A 17021-nucleotide genomic window follows, 5' to 3' on the forward strand; every position below is an offset into this window, starting at 1 on the left:
CCCTAACCGCGAACCGCCCCGATCAGGAACTCCACATTCCCTTCGGGCCCGGTGATCGGGCTGCGCGTCACGCCCAGCACCTGCCAGCCCTTGCCTTCCAGCCATGCGGCCACCTCGGCGCAGACCCGCTCGTGCACGGCAGGATCGCGCACCACTCCGCCCTTGCCGACTTCATCGCGCCCCGCCTCGAACTGCGGCTTGATCAGCGCCGCCAGCCGTCCGCCGGGCCGCACGAAGCCCAAAGGCACGTCGAGGACCTTGGCCAGCCCGATGAAGCTCGCGTCGCATACCACCAGGTCGATCGGCTCGGGGATGTGCGCGGGCGTGAGGATGCGCGCGCTGGTCTGTTCGTGGACCACGACACGCTCGTCCTGGCGCAGCTTCCAGGCGAGCTGGTTGGTCCCGCTGTCCACCGCATAGACGCGCGCCGCGCCGTTCGTCAGCAGCACGTCGGTAAAGCCGCCGGTGGAGGAACCGACGTCGATCGCCACTGCGCCGGTCACGTCCCAGCCGAAATGCTCGAGCGCGTGGGCCAGCTTGATGCCGCCGCGCGACACCCAGGGATGGTCGCGTCCGCGCACCTCGATCGCGGCGTCCGCGGCCAGCATCTGGCCCGCCTTCTCAATCTTGCGCTCGCCGGTGAAGGCGAGCCCCGCCATGATGAGTGCCTGTGCCCGCGTGCGGCTCTCGGCGAGCCCGCGGTCGACGAGCAGTTGATCGGCGCGAAGCTTTGCCATGCCCACCCTTTAGGCGCGGCCAACGCCCCGGCGCAACCGCTCCTCCATTCAGCGCAAGGCTTATTGCCCACTAATCTGATAGGGATTATAGAAGAGGTCCGGCCAGTCCCTCCCAGGACACAAGGAGAGGAACGCAATGACGATCTTTTCGCCGATCGATGATCGCTCGCCGATCATCCTCACCGTCCCCGGCCTCGGCGGCTCCGGGCCGTCGCACTGGCAGACGCTGTGGGAGCAATCCCGGCCCGACACCCACCGCGTCGAACTCGGTATGTGGGATACACCCCACCGCAACGCCTGGGTGACCAAGCTCGACCAGGCGATCCGGCAGGCGCAGGCACCGGTGGTGCTCGCCGCGCACAGCCTGGGCTGCCTTGCCGTCGCCTGGTGGGCGGCGCTTGCCGGCCAGACCTTCGGCGCCCCGGTTGCCGGCGCGCTGCTGGTGGCGCCCGCCGATGTTGATCGCGAGTCCGCCCCCGCCGAGCTTCACGCCTTCCGGCCGACGCCCGCGACGATCCTTCCCTTCCCCAGCGTGGTGGTGGCAAGCAGCGACGATCCCTGGATGTCGATCGCGCGGTCCGAGGATCTCGCCCGCAGCTGGGGCAGCCTGTTCGTCGATGCCGGGCCGCAGGGGCATCTCAACGCCGCCAGCGGTATCGGCTGGTGGGAGGAAGGCCAGGCGCTGCTCGACCGCCTGCTCGACACCGCCGCCGAGCGCAGCGGATCGGTGCGGACCACTGCCGAGGCGCGGTCGCTCCTTGCGATCAACGCCACCGATGCGGCGCAGGCGCATTATCTCGGCAACAGGCCGGCTAACGCCCCTCAAAACGCGATCAAATCGACGCAAGCACACTGGTAAACACAAGGAGGATAACCTATAATACTCGCCATGGGCATGGTCGGGTGACGTACCCTAGAGCGTCATCCGGCCTACCCTTCGCAGCCGATGGTATACTTCACCAAATTGTAACATGATTTGGCAAACAGCAGTTGCACTCCTTGCAACTGCCTCGCCGAACTTTGTTCACCGCGATTGCATCGTCGGTACCAATCCAGCTGAGCAGCAGGCTCTCGCGCGCCCTGTCCGCAGCCTCATGCGGATTAACCGCGAAATTGCGCCATGATATATTGTACCGCCTCTACCGCAGGTCTATATGGCGCCCATGTCGTTGAGTACCCCTCTAGCCCGCTGGTGGGCGGGCCTGGATGGCGCTTTCGATCGCATTGCGATCGGGATCAGCGGCTTGTGCCTCATTCATTGCATCGCAACGACCGTGCTTCTGACGATCGTGTCGACCGCAGGCGGCCTGCTCAACCCGCACATCCATGAATATGGGCTGGTGCTGGCGATCGGTTTCGGCATCTACGCGCTCGGTCGCGGTATCGTCCATCACGGCTATATGGCGCCGGCCGCCGTAGGTGCGTTCGGGCTCGGCATCATGGGCGGCGCGCTGACGCTGCCGCATGGTGGGTTCGAGACGCTGTGGACGCTGATCGGCGTGTCGCTGGTGGCGCTCGGCCACGACCTCAACCGTCGCGCGACCTATTGAGTCGCCCCCGGCCGCTGCTTGCCGGAAGCGCTCGCAACGCCTAAATCCCCTGCATGTCCGCGCACAATCATCACGAGCACCACGGGGCCGATCTAACCAAGGCAGCCCGCACCCGGCTGGAAGCGGCCGGGGAGCAGTGGACGGCGATGCGCGAGCGCGTGTTTGAGGCACTGGCCGGCTTCGACAAGCCTGCCTCGGCCTATGACATTGCCGAGGCGGTGTCGAAGGCCGAAGGGCGCCGTGTCGCGGCCAACAGCGTCTATCGCATCCTCGATCTGTTTGTCGGTTCCAATCTGGCACGCCGGGTGGAGAGCGCGAACGCCTATGTCGCCAATGCCCATCCGGAATGCCTGCACGACTGCATCTTCCTGGTGTGCGACAGCTGTGGCCAGACCACGCATATCGACGACGATTCGATCACCAAGAACGTACGGTCGGCCGCACAGCATGCGGGTTTTTCGCCGGTACGCCCGGTGATCGAGGTGCGCGGCAAGTGCGGCAAGTGTGACTGACCTGCCCATTTGATCGTTCGACTTGAGTGTAACGTTGCGCTAACAAACACCATGGCTGACCTACCCAAGACGCCGCTGCTCGACACGGTCGACACGCCGCAGGACCTCCGGAAGCTCGCCCCCGCCCAGCTGCGCCAGCTGGCCGACGAGCTTCGTGCCGAAACCATCAGTGCGGTGGGCTCCACCGGCGGACATCTCGGCTCCGGCCTGGGCGTCGTCGAACTGACGGTGGCTATCCACTATGTGTTCAACACCCCCGACGATCGGCTGATCTGGGACGTCGGGCACCAATGCTACCCGCACAAGATCCTCACCGGTCGCCGCGACCGGATCCGCACGATCCGCCAGGGCGGCGGCCTCTCCGGCTTCACCAAGCGCAGCGAAAGCGAGTACGATCCGTTCGGCGCCGCGCACTCGTCGACGTCGATCTCGGCGGCGCTCGGCTTCGCGATCGCCAACAAGCTGAACGAGGCGCCGGGCAAGGCGATCGCGGTGATCGGCGACGGCGCGATGAGCGCCGGCATGGCCTATGAGGCGATGAACAACGCCGAGGCCGCGGGCAACCGGCTGGTGGTGATCCTCAACGACAACGACATGTCGATCGCACCGCCGGTGGGCGGGCTTTCGGCCTATCTGGCGCGGCTGATCTCCTCGTCCGAATATCTCGGGCTGCGCGAGCTGGCCAAGCGCTTCACCCGCAAGCTCTCGCGCCGCCTCACCGCGGCGGCGGGCAAGGCGGAGGAATTCGCCCGAGGCATGGCGACCGGCGGCACGCTGTTCGAAGAGCTCGGCTTCTATTATGTCGGCCCGATCGACGGCCATAATCTCGAGCATCTGATCCCGGTGCTGGAGAATGTCCGCGACAGCGAGCAGGGCCCGATCCTGATCCATGTCGTGACCAAGAAGGGCAAGGGCTACGCCCCGGCCGAGGCGGCGGCGGACAAATATCACGGCGTCCAGAAGTTCGACGTGATCACCGGCGCCCAGGCCAAGGCGCCTCCGGGCCCGCCGGCCTATACCAAGGTTTTCGCCGATGCGTTGATCGCCGAGGGCGAGCGCGACCCTGCCGTCTGCGCGATCACCGCGGCGATGCCTTCGGGCACCGGGCTTGACAAGTTCCAGGCGATGTTCCCCGATCGCACCTTCGACGTGGGTATCGCCGAGCAGCACGCCGTCACCTTCGCGGCGGGTCTCGCCGCGCAGGGCATGCGGCCCTTCTGCGCGATCTATTCGACCTTCCTGCAGCGCGCCTATGACCAGGTGGTCCACGACGTCGCGATCCAGAACCTGCCGGTGCGCTTCGCGATCGACCGTGCCGGGCTGGTCGGTGCGGACGGCGCGACCCATGCCGGCAGCTTCGACGTCACCTATCTCGCGAGCCTGCCCAATTTTGTGGTGATGGCGGCGGCGGACGAGGTCGAGCTCGTCCACATGACCCACACGGCGGCGCTGCACGACAGCGGACCGATCGCGCTGCGCTATCCGCGCGGCAACGGCGTCGGGCTGGAACTGCCCAAGGTTCCCGAGCGGCTGGAGATCGGCAAGGGCCGCGTGGTACGCGAAGGCAAGAAGGTGGCGATCCTGTCGCTCGGCACCCGGCTTTCGGAAGCGCTCAAGGCCGCCGACACGCTCGAGGCCAAGGGGCTTTCGACCACGGTTGCCGATCTGCGCTTCGCCAAGCCGCTCGACGAGGAGCTGATCCGTCGCCTGCTCACCACCCACGAAGTGGCCGTGACGATCGAGGAAGGCGCGATCGGCGGCCTCGGCGCGCATGTGCTGACGCTCGCCAGCGACACCGGCCTGATCGATGCCGGCCTCAAGCTGCGCACTATGCGCCTGCCCGACATATTCCAGGACCAGGACAAGCCCGAGAAGCAGTATGACGAAGCGGGGCTCAACGCCGCCAACATCGTCGACACGGTACTGAAGGCGCTGCGCTACAACGAGGCCGAGCTGGCAGACGGCGTGCGGGCCTGATTTTCGATCCCCCCCCCTGGCACGGGGAGGGGGACCGCCGCCGCAGGCGGTGGTGGAGGGGGATCTCCACGAGGGACTCGCCCGCTGCGCTCCCCCTCCACCAAGCCGCTTCGGGCCTTGGTCCCCCTCCCCGTGCCGGGGAGGATTTTGGACTACCCCCACCTTGAATCTCCAACATGCACATGCCATGTACATGCACATGGCAACGCAGCTTCCCCAGACTCGCTCCAGCCGTGTCGTCGTGCTGGTATCGCCCGAGGAAAAGCGGCGCATCTCCGCCAATGCGGAAGCGGCGGACATGACGGTGAGCGACTTTATGCGCACCGCCGCCGAACGCTATACCGAACCGACCGAGGCTGAGATGGCGCTGATGCGCGACCTGCTCGCCCAGCTTGAACAGGCCAATGCCCGCACGGACGAGGCGTTTGCCCAGCTCGAAGCGGCCCGCACCGCCGCCGCCGCGTTCGACGAGGAGGCGTATCGCGCCGAGGTGCGCGAACAGTTGCTGACCGACTCCTCGATCGACTGGGATGCGCTCTCCACTGCCCTGTCCGGCTGGGCCCGGCAGTGAGCTTCTGGACCGATGCGCTGCGCGCTCTCCAGCAGGTCGCACTCCTCCAGCACAAGGTGGATCAGGCGCTGACCACCGCCGAGGAGACGCGCCGCCACTCGATCGAGACGCGCGAACGGGTGATCCGGCTCGAAACGCTGATCGACATCGCCATGAAGCGGCAGCCCCCAGCCCCGCCGGCGCCGCCCGCGCTTCCCGAAAGTCCACAGGCGGGCAGCTAGCGCCCGCTTCCCCGAGCGCGTACATCGCGGTACGTGCTGAAAATGACCATCCTTCCCCTCACCGCCCGCCCCCGCGCGCTCGCGCACTGGCTGTTCGTCGTTGCCGCGATGATCGTCGCGATGGTCGTGGTCGGGGGCATTACCCGGCTGACCGAGTCGGGCCTGTCGATCACCGAATGGAAGCCGATCTCCGGCATCGTCCCGCCGCTCAACGATGCGCAGTGGCAGGCCGAGTTCGAGCATTACAAGCAGATCGGCCAGTATGAACAGCTCAACCAGGGCATGACGCTGGCTGGCTTCAAGTCGATCTTCTTCTGGGAATATATCCACCGCCTGCTCGGCCGGCTGATCGGCATGGTGTTCGCGCTGCCGCTGCTGTGGTTCGCCATCCGCAAGCAGATCCCCCAGGGCTATGGCTGGCGGCTGGTGGCGCTGCTGGCGCTCGGCGGGCTGCAGGGCGCGTTCGGCTGGTGGATGGTGAAGTCGGGCCTCAACCACACCCGCACCTCGGTCAGCCATTTCTGGCTGGCGACCCACCTGATGACCGCGCTGTTCACGCTGGGCGGCATCGTCTGGACGATGCTAGACCTGCGCGCGCTCGCCGCCAACCATGCCGAGCGCCCCGCCCGGCTGACCGGGCTCGGCGCGGGCGTGCTCGCGCTGCTGGCGATCCAGCTCTTCTACGGTGCGCTGGTAGCAGGCCTCGATGCGGGGCTGGTCACCGATCAGTGGCCGCTGATGAACGACCATTTCTTCCCCGGCCTCAGCCAGATCGGCGAGAGCCCGCTGCACGCCGCGCTCTACGATCCGGCGATCGTCCACTTCATCCACCGCTGGTGGGCCTGGGTCGTGGTGGCCGGGCTGATCGTGCTTGCCCGCAAGGCCAAGGCAGCCGGCGATCGCCGCGCCTCGATCGCGATCCACTCGGCGTTCGGCATCCAGATCCTGCTCGGGATCGCCACAGTGATGACCGGCGTGAACCTCCACCTCGCCGCCACCCACCAGCTGGTCGGCGCGCTGCTGGTCTGCGCGACCGTCTGGGGCGTCCACGCCATCGGCCGCACGCGGTGAGCGACACCGCCCTGCTCTATGTCACCTTCGCCAGCCGCGCCGACGCCGAGCGCGTGGCGGAGACGGTGCTCGCGGAGCAGCTGGCGGCCTGCGTCAACATTCTCGCGCCCTGCACCTCGATCTATCGCTGGCAGGGCGGCATCGAGCGCGGCGAGGAAGTGCCTGCGCTGTTCAAGACCCGCCCTGCCCTGGCGCTCCGCCTGCGTGAGCGGATCGCGGCAATCCATGGCTATGACCTGCCGGTGATCGAACAATGGCCGGTCGAAGCGGGCAATGCCGCCACCCGCTGGATCGCCGAAGAGACGCGCTGAACCGACAGGTATTATTTTACCCGTCAGCAAACCCACGCATTTCTTGACTTTCAGCCCCTCTATCGGCATTGGGGCGTGGATCGCGCTGCCGGTAACGGTGGCGCGCATGCATTTCCTACGCGAAAGGTCACAGGCCATGAAGGCGCTGATGAAGACCACCAAGTCGGCCAAGCCGGCCGAGGTGGAGAAGAAGTGGCACATCGTCGACGCCGAAGGGCTCGTCGTCGGTCGTGCAGCGGTGGTGATCGCGAACGTCCTGCGCGGCAAGCACAAGACCAGCTTCACCCCGCACGTCGATTGCGGTGACAATGTCATCGTGATCAACGCGGACAAGATCCGTTTCACCGGCAAGAAGCTCGGCCAGAAGGTGTACTACAAGCACACCGGCTATGCGGGCGGCATCAAGGGCATCACCGCCGCCAAGGTTCTCGAGGGCCGCTTCCCGGAGCGCGTTCTGGAGAAGGCCGTGGAGCGCATGATCCCGCGCGGTCCGCTCGGTCGCCAGCAGATGCGCAACCTGCGCATCTTCGCCGGTTCGGAGCATCCGCATGAAGCTCAGAACCCCGAGGTTCTCGACATCGCCGGCATGAGCCGCAAGAACAAGGTGGGTGCATAATGTCTGACAACCGCCAGTCGCTTTCCGACCTGGGCGCAGCGCTGGGCCAGCAGCCCGCCGCGCTGACCGAGGGCCAGGCCGCCGCTCCGGCTGCCGCCGCTGCCGACGCCTATCTCGCCGGCCAGATCGATGAGCCGGCCGCCCCGACCACGCCGCTGCGTGCGCAGGAGCTGGACCAGTATGGCCGCGCCTACGCCACCGGCCGTCGTAAGGACGCCGTGGCCCGCGTGTGGCTGAAGCCGGGCACCGGCAAGATCACGATCAACGGTCGCGATCAGGAAATCTATTTCGCGCGCCCGACGCTGCGTCTCGTCATCAACCAGCCGTTCGGTGTCGCCGAGCGTGAGGGCCAGTATGACGTGATCTGCACCGTCAAGGGCGGCGGTCTCTCGGGCCAGGCCGGTGCGGTCAAGCACGGCATCTCGCAGGCGCTGACCAAGTATGAGCCGGTGCTGCGCGCCCCGGTGAAGAAGGCCGGCTTCCTGACCCGTGACAGCCGCGCCGTCGAGCGTAAGAAGTACGGTAAGGCGAAGGCCCGCCGCAGCTTCCAGTTCTCGAAGCGCTAAGCGTCTCGGCTTCGGCCAAGGAAATGGGGGCGGTCCGGCAACGGGCCGCCCTTTTTCGTGGAAGACACGCCACCCCGACCGCGGCCACCCTACTCAAATTGGTGCAATTCAACCGGTAGCGCGCGCATCGAAGAGACGCAGCCACGCTCGCCGGCAGCATCAGATTCGCGTTGCTACGTGTCGACACGCTGATCGGATGCATCCGTTCCCGCGCAGCCGCCGCTGTACCGCAACGGCCGATCGCATCGCATTTCGATACGAGTCCGTATCGTTGCCCTGAAAATCGCCCTTCTTCACATCCGTGCAGCCGATCCCAGTCTGGGACAGGCCTTCCTTAAAAAATCGCGACGCCGTACAGCTTGGGTGCAACGCGGCAAACCTGCGGGCGGGGAATTCAGACATGCGACGGATATGGACGGCGGCTGCGCTAGGCGCGGCGGGCCTGCTGTCGGCTTGCGACGGCAGCAGCGACAACATCAACCTGGCGGACAGCCGGATGACCAGCGGACTGGTCGATCTGTCCGCTGCCAATGCCGGCCTCTCGCCGGCGCAATCTCAAGTGACCGATGGCATTCGCCTGGCGCGGCAGACGACCTTCGGCCCGACGCCGCAGGTGCTGGAGCAGATCTCCAAGCTGGGGACCGAGGGCTGGCTCAACCAGCAATTTGCCGCGCGCGGCAGCACCTATGCCGATCTCGCCGTGGCGCGGCGGATCGATTACTGCAAGGACGTTCCCTGCAATCGCCGCTTCTTCAGCCGTACCCCGGTTGCGATGCGCTTCTATGCGAACGCTGTCTCGGCACCCGACCAATTGCGCCAGCGCGTCGCCTTCGCACTTTCGCAGATGATCGTGGCTTCCGAGCAGGAAGTGCGCTCCGCCGCCGGCATCGCGGCCTTCAACCAGCTGTTTCTCGACAACGCCTTCGGCAATTACCGTACGCTGCTCAAGGCGGTGACGCTCAACCCCTATATGGGCCGCTACTTGAACATGGCGGGGAGCAGCAAGGCAGCCCCGTCGGAGAATTACGCGCGTGAGCTGCTTCAGCTGTTCTCGATGGGCCCGAACATGCTCAATCAGAACGGCTCGCCGCGCCGTGACGCAACCGGCGGTACCGTGCCCAATTACGGGCCCGACGATATTCGCGGCGTCGCCCGGGCGCTTACCGGCTGGGATCGCGCGCGGATCGGCAATGCTCCGATCACCAACGGGCTCGCCGGCGACGACGTGAAGCCGATGATCCCGGTGCCCGATCGCTACGACGCGGGCGAGAAGCAGTTCCTCGGCACCCGCGTGCCTGCCGGCGCCAGCCAGGAAGCAAGCGTCGATGCGGTAGTGGATGCCGCGTTCAACCACCCCTCCACCGCGCCCTTCGTGTCACGCCACCTGATCGTCCACCTGGTGACCGCCAACCCGAGCCCCAATTATATCGGCCGGGTGGCGGCGGTGTTCGCCAACAACGGTCAGGGCGTCCGCGGCGACCTTAAGGCCGTGGTCCATGCGATCCTCACCGATCCCGAGGCGCGCACCGCCCCGCGCGACGATCGCGGCAAGCTGAAGGAACCGGTGCTCGCAATGGTCTCGCTGGCCCGCGCGATCGGCATGACCACCGACGGCTATGCCTTCGTGATGCGCGATACCGGCTTGGGTCAGCCGGTGATGCACGCGCCTTCGGTCTTCAACTTCTATCCGATCGACTATCCGCTGCAGGGCAGCGCAACGCTCTACAATCCGGCATCGAAGCTGCTCAACAGCAGCACGGTGCTGCGCCTGCATAACATGATGTACGAATGGACGGTGCGCACCGAGGTCTCGAAGGTCGAGTTCAAGGCGCCGACCGGCTATGGCGCCGCCTCCGGCACGCAGTTCGCCTGGTCTACCTGGGCGTCGTTCGGCGACAATGTCGACGCGATGGTAGCCGCGGTCGATGTGTTATTGCTAGGCAATAGCATTACACCAGGCCAGCGCGCCGCGCTCCGCACCGCCGCCCTCGCCATTAATGACAAGAATTCGCAAGTACGCGCCCGCAAGCGTGCGCAGATGCTGCTCTATATCGCCGCAACCAGCCCGCAATTCCTGGTCGACCGGTAAGGAACCGTTCCGATGACGCTTTCCCGACGCGATTTCGTTCGCCTCACCGCCGGTACCGGGGCCTTGGCGGCCATGGGCCAGCTCGGCCGTACCTCGGCCGTCGCCGCCCCCAGCGGCAGCTACCGTGCGATGGTAGGGATCTTCCTCTATGGCGGTAATGACGGCTGGAACATGGTGGTGCCCACCGACGACCGGCATGCCGCCTATCAGGCAGCGCGCGGTGTCGTCGCCCTGCCCCGCAACACGCTGACGCCGCTGACCAACGCAAGCTACGCGCTGCACCCGGCCATGGCCGCGCTCCGCCCGATCTGGGACGAGGGTGCCCTGTCGCTCGTGCTCAATACCGGCACGTTGTTCGCCCCCCTCACCAAGGCGACCTACCTGTCGCGCCCCGACCTGCGTCCCAGCAACCTGATGAGCCATTCGGACGAGCAGGCGCACTGGCAGGGCCTGCGCGCCCGCGACGCCGCCACCGACGGCTTTCTTGGCCGCATGGCCGATCGCATGCCGGGCGGTCGCCTGCCCCCGCTGATCTCGCTCAGCGGATCGACGCTGGCCCTGATCGGCAAGACCGCGGTGCCGCTGGTACTGCCCGCCTCGGGCCTGCCCGCGCGCGCAGGCTACAGCGCTCGCGATACCGCGAAGAACCTCGCCACCTCCCTGCTCGCTGCGAGCGAAGGCGGGCCGATCATGGACGGCGTCAAGACGACCCTGCGCGACACGCTCGACCAGGCCGATCTCGCCAACAGCCTCTTGACGGGCGCGAACAGCGTCTCTCGCTATTTCGTCGATGCGAACGGCCGGGCGCTCACCAGCGACATCGCGGCGCAGCTGCTCGCGACCGCCAAGATGATCGAGGCGCGCGGCACGCTGGGGCATAACCGCCAGACGTTCCTGCTCAGCATGGCCGGGTTCGACTACCATGCCAACCAGATCCAGGGGAGCGCCACCGGAGGCGACCACGCGGGCCAGCTGGGGGCCCTAGCCGAGGCGATGGCCGCGTTCCACCGCGCGATGAAGGCGCTGGGCGTAGGCGCCAATGTCACCACCTTCACGATGAGCGATTTCGGCCGGACCTATGCAAGCAACGCGCAGAACGGCACCGATCACGCCTGGGGCAACAACCATCTGGTGATGGGCGGCGACGTGACGAAGGGCGGCATCTTCGGCACCTATCCCGACCCGGTACTGGGCGGCGCCGACGACATCACCAACGAAGGCCGCTTCATCCCCGGTATCGCGCAAGAGGAGTATCTCGGCGCGATTGCCCGGTGGCACGGGGTGAGCAATGCAGACCTGCCTTATGTCTTCCCCAACTGGCAGACCTGGTCGACCGCTGGCCGAGGACCGATTTCGCTGTTCCGCTAGAGCGCGACGCTCGGCTCACCGAGGAAGCGGGCGCGGGTGGAGAAGCTTGCGCCGTCCACGGTGATCTCGTTGAACGAAGGCGGCTGGTCGCGGGTGCGTTCGGAAAGCGTGCCAGCTCCGATCAGCCGCACCGTGCGGTCGCCGACCGAATGCTCGATGTCGAACGGGTCATGGACATGCCCGGTCAGCACCGCATTCGCGCCCGCCTGGGCCAGCGCCTCGAGCGCCCGCCGCCCGCCGCGGGTGCGGGAGGTGGCGCGGGTGCCGGCCTCGATCAGCGGATGGTGCGCAGCGACGAACACCAGCCCGCCCGCCGGCACCGCCTCTGCCAGCGCCAGCGACTTCTGCAGCGCGTGGCGGCTGACATGGCCCTTCGACCAGTTGGTGCGGAACTGGAAGCGCGCGGTGGTCTTGAGCGGGACGATCGACACGCCGCGAATATCGAGCGGCCGCTCGATCATCCGCTCCAGTGCGCGGTAGCGGCGGTACGGCATCGCCAGCCGCGCGAAGGGATTGAAATAGGGCAGGTCGTGATTGCCCACCTCCACCGTGATCGGCACTGCCAGGCTCTCCAGCCATTCGGCGGCGGCGGCGAACTCCCTTGCGCGGGCGCGCATGGTGAGATCGCCGGTCATGATCACCGCGGCCGGCTTCTCGTCGCGCACCTTGGCGTTGAACCAGTCGACAGCTTCGCGGTTCTCGCGGCCGAAATGCACGTCGCTGACATGGAAGAAACGGGTCATGCGGCCTTCACCTCCGCGCGGGTGGCGATGAAGGTTTCCAGACTGCGCCCGGCGCGGATCGTCGTGCCGGGATCGAGCGTCTCGGGCTCGCCGTCGAACAGCGCCAGCACCGGCTTGCGCTCGGCGAGGTTGAGCTGCTCGGTACGGCCTTCGGTCACCGCCCGCGCGGCGACCCAGTCACCGGTGACCCACTCCCAGCCGAGCTGCGCGATCGAGCGCCAGTCGCGGGCATCGACCGCGGCGACCTCCAGTCCCTCCAGCGTCGGCGTGACGAATACCGCCTGGTAGCGGTCGCCAAGCGCGCGTGCACCTTCCACGCGCACGCCGCGGCGGTGGAAGGTCGCGCGCCACGCCCCGCGTACCGCCGCGGCCAGCCGGCCGAACCGGCCCTTGCGGACCACCTCGCGGGCACGGAACCAGCTCGCCGCCGGACCGAGGATCAGCCCGACGAACGCGCGATGCTCGCCCGCGACGATATAGGGCAGCGCCACGCGCCGGTCGCAGCCATGCGCCGCGTGGATGATCTTGTGCGGGTCCGTCTCGTCGTGCAGCGCCTTGGCGAGCAGGTTCATCGTCCCGCCGGGAAGGATCAGGAACGCGCCTTCCCATGCGGCCAGCGCACGCAGCGCCGCGTTGATCGTGCCGTCGCCGGCGAACAGCACCACCGTATCCACCCCCGCCGCATCGAGCGCCGCGCCTTCGGGCAGGGCGTCCTGCGGGAAATTGGTACGGCCGGCAAGCGTGAGGCCGCGTTCCTCGAACACCGCTTCCATCGCATCGCATTTGGCCTGCGACGTGGTGCCGGAATTGGGATTGGTGATGAACCAGAGCGTCTGCATGGCCCTCGTAACGCCCGAGAACCGATTTCGTGGCGTCGCTCAGTGGCCGGTGAAATGCGCCTCGCGCTTTTCGAGGAACGCCGCGATCGCCTCGCGGCAATCGTCGGTCTTGGCGGCGATGCTCTGGTGGTCGGCCTCGATCTCCATCGTCTCGGCAAGCGTGCCGGAAAGCGCCACGCTCACCTGCTTGCGGATCAGTCCCAGCGCGACCGTGGGCATCCCCGCCAGCTTCGCCGCCAGCCCGTGCGACACCTGCAGCAGCCCGCCATCCTCCACCACGCGCGTGACGAGCCCGTTGGCCAGCGCCTCCTCGGCCAGCATCCGCTCGCCGAGCAGCGCCATCTCGAGCAGCCGCGCCCGGCCCGCCGCCTTGCCGATCAGCCAGGTCGCGCCGGCATCGGGCACCAGCCCGATATTGGCGAAGGCGAGCAGCAGATAGGCGGACTGCGCCATCACCACGATGTCCGCCGCCAGCGCGATCGAGGCCCCCGCCCCCGCCGCCGCACCGTTGACCGCGGCGACGATCGGAATCGGCAGCTCCGCCATGGTCGCGATCACCGGATTATAGTGCCGCCGCAGCGCCTCGCCCGAATCGCGCATGCCGACGCTGGCGGTAAGATCCGCGCCCGCGCAGAACGCCCGCCCCTCGCCGGTGAGCAGCACCGCGCGGGCGCCGTCCTCCGCCGCACGCCGTAGCGTCGCCGCGAGCAGATCGAGCATGTCAGGGGTGAGCGCATTGAGCCGGTCGGGGCGGTTCAGGTGCACCACCGCGACATCGCCTTCCATCGCAAGCAGCACCGGCGCGTCGGACATCCTCATTTCTCCTTCTGGTTGGGAGACGGGATGCCCGCGCGGGCGGGCTTGCGCAACTCAAAGCTCCTTGAGGACCGTCGCCGGATCGGCGAGCACCGCGGGATCAACTGTCATCCGCTCGGCCACCAGCCGCTTGCCCTGGACATAGTCGCGCATGGCGTTGACGCAGTCGAGCGCGATCACCCGCCCCTGCTTGAGGTAGAGTACCGAGAAGGATCGCACCGCCGGATCGCCGCGCAGCACCGTTTCGTCATGACCGATCGACAGGCCGACGGTCTGCAGCTTGAGGTCATATTGATTCGACCAGAACCACGGCACCGCGTCATAGTGCGCGTCCTGGCCGGTGAGCAGTTTGGCGACGACGTTGGCCTGGTCGTTGGCGTTCTGCACCGATTCCAGCCGGATCTCGGCGCCGTCGGCATAGGCGTTGACGTGCAGCGCGCAGTCGCCGATCGCATAGATGTCCGGTAGGCTGGTGCGGCACTGCGCGTCCACCCGAACGCCATTGCCGCCAGCCGCGCCCGCCTCGATCAGCGGCGCGACTTCGGGGACGATACCGATGCCGACGATCACCATGTCGGCCGGCAGCACCTCGCCCCCCGCCAGCCGCACGCCGCATACGCGCCCCTCCTGCTCCTCCAGGCACTCGACCATCGCGCCGGTGCGGATCTCTACGTCGTGGGCGCGGTGCTCGGCCTCATAGAAGCGCGACAGCGGCTCCCCGGCGACGCGGGCGAGCACCCGGTCCATCGCCTCCAGCACCACCACCTGCTTGTCGGCCTGGATCAGCGCGGCCGCCGCCTCCAGCCCGATATAGCCGCCGCCGATCACGACGATCCGCTTGGTGGCAGGCAGTTCGGCGAGTAGCTGGTCGACATCGCGGCGGGTACGGATCGCATGGACGCCGGCAAGGTCATGCCCGCTGCACGCCAGCCGCCGTGCGCTGCCCCCTGCTGACCAGACCAGCGCGCCATATCCGATCTTCGCACCCGCCGCGTCGGTGACGGTCTTCGCCGCGGGATCGACCGCGACCACGCGGCGGCCGGTCAGCATCGTCACCGCCCGCTCCTCCCAGAAGCCGGACGCGCGAATCAGGATGCGCTCGAAGCTCTTCTCGCCCTTCAGATAGTCCTTGGAGAGCGGCGGCCGCTCATAGGGCAACTCGGGATCCTCGCCGATCACCGCGAGCGTACCCGCGAACCCTGCCTGCCGCAGCGCCACCGCACACTGCGCACCACCATGACCACTGCCGACGACCAGAATATCGTAGCTTTCCAAGAACCCACTCCCATAGGACCTCATGACCGGATCGTTATCCTGCATAACGGATCCTGCCAAGCGCAGCGCCTGCCTCCCGCGCCATATTGCCGCCGCGCGGCCCCGCCAATAGCGACAACTATCCCATTGCCACTACGCCGAAGCGACGCTATTCCGCCCGACAGCGACGCTGCCAGGCCGCAGCCATGTGACGCGTACGCGGGTGTAGCTCAATGGTAGAGCAGAAGCTTCCCAAGCTTACGACGAGGGTTCGATTCCCTTCACCCGCTCCAATTCTCTATCTCACGACATCCCACAGAGCTTTGTAAACCGCGGAAATCTGCGGTATTTTTGGCGTTGTCCGGCTCACTGGATCGCGCAAGATTTCAGGAAAGCTCCCGAAGGTGGGGGCCACTTTGCGAGAAAAGCGGGCCGAAAAACGCCCGTGGCCCCCAACGTGGGGGCCACGCCTCGGAAAGGGCTCCACTATGCCTTTGACAGATATAGCTATTCGTAAGGCCAAGCCGCGCGAGAAGGCCTATAAGCTTTGCGACATGCAGGGCCTATTTGTTCTGGTCCAACCCTCAGGGGGCAAGCTCTGGCGGATGAAGTACCGCGTGGGCGGTGTTGAGAAGAAGCTGGGCCTGGGCACATACCCCCAGGTCAGCCTGCGCGACGCCCGGAAGAAGCGGGATGAGGCCCGAGATCTATTAGCCGAGGGCAAGGACCCCGGCCTGGAGAAGCAGCGCGAGAAGCTTCGTGCCGGGGCGCTGGCAGAAAACACGTTCACTAGCATCGCGAACGAATATTGTCGGAAGCGTCGTCGCGACGGCGACCGAGCCTGGGCGCCCTCCACAGCCGCGCGCTGCGAACATCTCCTCAGCCTGCTCGACAACTCTATCGGCAAAATGCCGATCCATGAGATCGAGCCTATCGACGCTCTTGCCGCGATTCGGAAGATCGAGAAGCGAGGCAAGCTGGAGAGCGCCCGCCGTACCCTGCAATTGGCCAGCGCGGTGTTCCGCTACGCAGTTGCCACTGCCCGGCTGAAATCCGACCCGACGAGGGATCTACGCGGCGCCCTGATGACCCCGACGGTCACGCACTATGGCGCTGTCACAGAGGCCGAGGAAGTCGGCAAACTGCTGCGCGCGATTGACGCCTACGAGGGCCAGGGCATGACCAAATGGGCGCTGCAACTGGCACCGCATGTGTTCGTGCGCCCCGGAGAACTGCGCCATGCGCGATGGGATGAGATCGACCTCGACGCCGCCGTGTGGACCATCCCAGCCGAGAAGATGAAGATGCGCAAGCCGCATCACGTCCCGCTCTCGACCCAATCCATCGCCATTCTGCTGGAGATCCGGTCAATCACCGGGTCCAACGGCTATGTCTTCCCATCGATGCGATCGCGCACGCGGCCGATGTCAGACAACACCCTCAACGCCGCGCTCCGCCGCTTGGGCTATTCAACCAATGAAATGACAGCCCATGGCTTCCGCGCCATGGCGAGCACCCTGCTGAACGAATCCGGCAAGTGGTCCTACGACGCGATCGAGCGCGCGCTGGCCCATGGCGATACCGACAAGGTACGCGCTGCCTATCATCGCGGCACGCACTGGAAGGAGCGAGTAGCGATGGCGCAGTGGTGGTCGAACCTGCTCGATAGCCTGCGCAGCGGAGCCACGATTTTGCCCTTTCCGGGAGTGATGCTCGGCTGAACACCTTCGGTCACCGAGCATCATGGGCACAGCCGTCAAATAACCGCCTGAAACAAGCG

18 protein-coding genes and 1 tRNA gene are annotated in these 17021 nt (G+C 66.7%); 14 read left to right on the forward strand and 5 right to left on the reverse strand.

Features of this window, described 5'->3' with window-relative positions; genetic code table 11:
• Window positions 1–2 precede the first annotated feature (2 nt).
• The gene (locus QZ670_RS03900; protein ID WP_294252486.1) at window positions 3–737 is read right to left on the reverse strand and encodes a TlyA family RNA methyltransferase; all 735 of its coding nucleotides are present in this window, start codon (window positions 735–737) and stop codon (window positions 3–5) included.
• 136 nt (window positions 738–873) lie between these two features.
• Between QZ670_RS03900 and QZ670_RS03905 the strand changes: the two genes are divergently transcribed.
• From QZ670_RS03905 to QZ670_RS03960, 12 genes are all read left to right on the forward strand, one after another.
• On the forward strand, window positions 874–1596 hold the full coding sequence (locus QZ670_RS03905; RefSeq protein ID WP_294252487.1) for an alpha/beta hydrolase: 723 nt from the start codon (window positions 874–876) through the stop codon (window positions 1594–1596).
• Between the two features lie 295 nt (window positions 1597–1891).
• Window positions 1892–2287 (forward strand): MerC domain-containing protein, encoded by a 396-nt coding sequence (locus QZ670_RS03910; protein ID WP_294252488.1) that lies wholly within the window; start codon window positions 1892–1894, stop codon window positions 2285–2287.
• 53 nt (window positions 2288–2340) lie between these two features.
• The gene (locus QZ670_RS03915) at window positions 2341–2799 is read left to right on the forward strand and encodes a transcriptional repressor (protein ID WP_294252489.1); all 459 of its coding nucleotides are present in this window, start codon (window positions 2341–2343) and stop codon (window positions 2797–2799) included.
• Between the two features lie 51 nt (window positions 2800–2850).
• Window positions 2851–4776, forward strand: a complete 1926-nt coding sequence (gene dxs / locus QZ670_RS03920) for a 1-deoxy-D-xylulose-5-phosphate synthase (protein ID WP_294252490.1) — start codon at window positions 2851–2853, stop codon at window positions 4774–4776.
• Window positions 4777–4975: 199 nt separating this feature from the next.
• The gene (locus tag QZ670_RS03925; protein WP_294252491.1) at window positions 4976–5347 is read left to right on the forward strand and encodes a hypothetical protein; all 372 of its coding nucleotides are present in this window, start codon (window positions 4976–4978) and stop codon (window positions 5345–5347) included.
• A complete protein-coding gene (locus QZ670_RS03930) occupies window positions 5344–5568 on the forward strand; it encodes a hypothetical protein (protein ID WP_294252492.1) in 225 nt (74 codons plus the stop codon). Before QZ670_RS03925 ends, QZ670_RS03930 begins: the two co-directional genes overlap by 4 nt.
• 42 nt (window positions 5569–5610) lie before the next feature.
• Window positions 5611–6639, forward strand: a complete 1029-nt coding sequence (locus QZ670_RS03935) for a COX15/CtaA family protein (protein WP_294252493.1) — start codon at window positions 5611–5613, stop codon at window positions 6637–6639.
• Entirely contained in the window at window positions 6636–6950 is a 315-nt protein-coding gene (cutA, locus tag QZ670_RS03940) for a divalent-cation tolerance protein CutA (protein WP_294252494.1), read from the forward strand. Before QZ670_RS03935 ends, cutA begins: the two co-directional genes overlap by 4 nt.
• A 136-nt stretch (window positions 6951–7086) precedes the next feature.
• On the forward strand, window positions 7087–7566 hold the full coding sequence (gene rplM, locus QZ670_RS03945) for a 50S ribosomal protein L13 (RefSeq protein WP_019369452.1): 480 nt from the start codon (window positions 7087–7089) through the stop codon (window positions 7564–7566).
• On the forward strand, window positions 7566–8132 hold the full coding sequence (rpsI, locus tag QZ670_RS03950) for a 30S ribosomal protein S9 (protein WP_294252495.1): 567 nt from the start codon (window positions 7566–7568) through the stop codon (window positions 8130–8132). The genes rplM and rpsI overlap by 1 nt, the downstream gene beginning before the upstream one ends.
• Window positions 8133–8532: 400 nt before the next feature.
• Entirely contained in the window at window positions 8533–10221 is a 1689-nt protein-coding gene (locus QZ670_RS03955; protein ID WP_294252496.1) for a DUF1800 domain-containing protein, read from the forward strand.
• Between the two features lie 12 nt (window positions 10222–10233).
• Window positions 10234–11589 (forward strand): DUF1501 domain-containing protein, encoded by a 1356-nt coding sequence (locus QZ670_RS03960; RefSeq protein WP_294252497.1) that lies wholly within the window; start codon window positions 10234–10236, stop codon window positions 11587–11589.
• On the opposite strand, the gene QZ670_RS03965 is transcribed toward QZ670_RS03960, so the two are convergent.
• The 4 genes from QZ670_RS03965 to QZ670_RS03980 are packed head-to-tail and all read right to left on the reverse strand — an operon-like array spanning window position 11586 to window position 15262.
• Window positions 11586–12332 carry a metallophosphoesterase gene (locus QZ670_RS03965; protein ID WP_294252498.1) on the reverse strand — a complete coding sequence of 249 codons (747 nt, stop codon included), beginning with the start codon at window positions 12330–12332 and terminating at the stop codon, window positions 11586–11588. The genes QZ670_RS03960 and QZ670_RS03965 overlap by 4 nt on opposite strands.
• Window positions 12329–13171 carry a diacylglycerol kinase family protein gene (locus tag QZ670_RS03970; RefSeq protein ID WP_294252499.1) on the reverse strand — a complete coding sequence of 281 codons (843 nt, stop codon included), beginning with the start codon at window positions 13169–13171 and terminating at the stop codon, window positions 12329–12331. Before QZ670_RS03970 ends, QZ670_RS03965 begins: the two co-directional genes overlap by 4 nt.
• Window positions 13172–13210: 39 nt before the next feature.
• Window positions 13211–13984: an enoyl-CoA hydratase-related protein gene (locus QZ670_RS03975; RefSeq protein ID WP_294252500.1), complete on the reverse strand. Its 774-nt coding sequence runs from the start codon at window positions 13982–13984 to the stop codon at window positions 13211–13213.
• A gap of 57 nt (window positions 13985–14041) precedes the next feature.
• On the reverse strand, window positions 14042–15262 hold the full coding sequence (locus tag QZ670_RS03980; RefSeq protein ID WP_294252501.1) for an FAD-dependent oxidoreductase: 1221 nt from the start codon (window positions 15260–15262) through the stop codon (window positions 14042–14044).
• A 198-nt stretch (window positions 15263–15460) separates the two neighbouring features.
• Between QZ670_RS03980 and QZ670_RS03985 the strand changes: the two genes are divergently transcribed.
• Both QZ670_RS03985 and QZ670_RS03990 read left to right on the forward strand, forming a co-directional pair.
• Window positions 15461–15534 (forward strand) — tRNA-Gly (locus tag QZ670_RS03985).
• Between the two features lie 195 nt (window positions 15535–15729).
• The gene (locus QZ670_RS03990; RefSeq protein ID WP_116469579.1) at window positions 15730–16962 is read left to right on the forward strand and encodes an integrase arm-type DNA-binding domain-containing protein; all 1233 of its coding nucleotides are present in this window, start codon (window positions 15730–15732) and stop codon (window positions 16960–16962) included.
• The last annotated feature ends 59 nt before the right edge of the window (window positions 16963–17021 follow it).

Source organism: uncultured Sphingomonas sp. (assembly GCF_913774285.1).
GTDB lineage: Bacteria > Pseudomonadota > Alphaproteobacteria > Sphingomonadales > Sphingomonadaceae > Sphingomonas.